The sequence below is a fragment of the Streptomyces torulosus genome, assembly GCF_001419765.1.
Lineage (GTDB): Bacteria > Actinomycetota > Actinomycetes > Streptomycetales > Streptomycetaceae > Streptomyces > Streptomyces torulosus.
Genome location: NZ_LIRK01000955.1, coordinates 1 through 1,102, shown reverse-complemented (window position 1 = coordinate 1,102; position 1,102 = coordinate 1). Strand labels below are relative to the sequence as shown.

1 protein-coding gene is annotated in these 1,102 nt (G+C 71.1%); it reads right to left on the bottom strand.

Features of this window, described 5'->3' with window-relative positions; genetic code table 11:
- On the bottom strand, window positions 1-1,102 hold a 1,102-nt coding region (locus AOK23_RS43020), incomplete at both ends, for a DEAD/DEAH box helicase (protein WP_169800399.1).

Genomic DNA, 1,102 nt, shown 5'->3' with positions numbered 1-1,102 from the left:
ACGAGGTCGGTCAGTTCGCGGTCGGTGAGTTCTGTGAGGGCCGCCTCGCCGGAGCCGAGGATGGCGTCGGAGAGGGCCCGCTTCGCTTCGAGCATCTCGGCGATGCGGTCCTCGATGGTGCCCTCGGTGATGAGGCGGTGGACCTGGACGGGCTGGGTCTGGCCGATGCGGTAGGCCCGGTCGGTGGCCTGTTCCTCGACCGCGGGGTTCCACCAGCGGTCGAAGTGGATGACATGGCCGGCGCGGGTGAGGTTCAGGCCGGTGCCGGCCGCTTTGAGGGACAGGACGAGGACGGGGGTCGCCCCGCTCTGGAAGCGGTCCACCATCTCCTCTCGGTCCTTGACGGGCGTGCCGCCGTGGAGCAGTTCGACGGGGATCGCGCGGGCGGCGAGATGCGCGGTGATCAGGCGGGCCATGCCGACGTACTGGGTGAAGACCAGGGCCGAGCCGTCCTCGGAGAGCAGGGTGTCCACCAGTTCGTCGAGGAGGGCGAGTTTGCCGGAGCGGGCGGACAGGCGGTCGCCGTGGCCGGCCGCCTCCTCCTTCAGATACAGCGCCGGGTGGTCGCAGATCTGCTTGAGGGCGCCCAGCAGCTTCAGGACCAGGCCCCGGCGGGCGATGCCCTCCGCCGTCTCGATGGCCAGCAGCGACTCGCGGACGACGGCCTCGTAGAGCGCGGCCTGTTCACGGGTGAGGGGGACGGGGTGGTCGGTCTCGGTCTTGGGCGGGAGTTCGGGGACGATACCGGGGTCGGACTTCTTGCGGCGGAGCAGGAAGGGGCGGACCAGCCGGGCTAGTCGGGTCACGGCCTCCTCGTCCTCGCCGTTCTCCACGGCGCGGGCATGGCGGGCGCGGAAGGACTTGAGGGGGCCGAGGAGGCCGGGGGTGGTCCAGTCGAGGAGGGCCCACAGCTCGGAGAGGTTGTTCTCCACGGGGGTGCCGGTGAGGGCGACCCGGGCGGGCGTCGGGATGGTGCGCAGGGCCTTCGCCGTCGCCGAGTAGGGGTTCTTGACGTGCTGGGCCTCGTCGGCGACGACCATCCCCCATCGCTGCTCGGCGAGTTGGGGTGCCGTCGAGCGCATCGTGCCGTACGTGGTGAGGA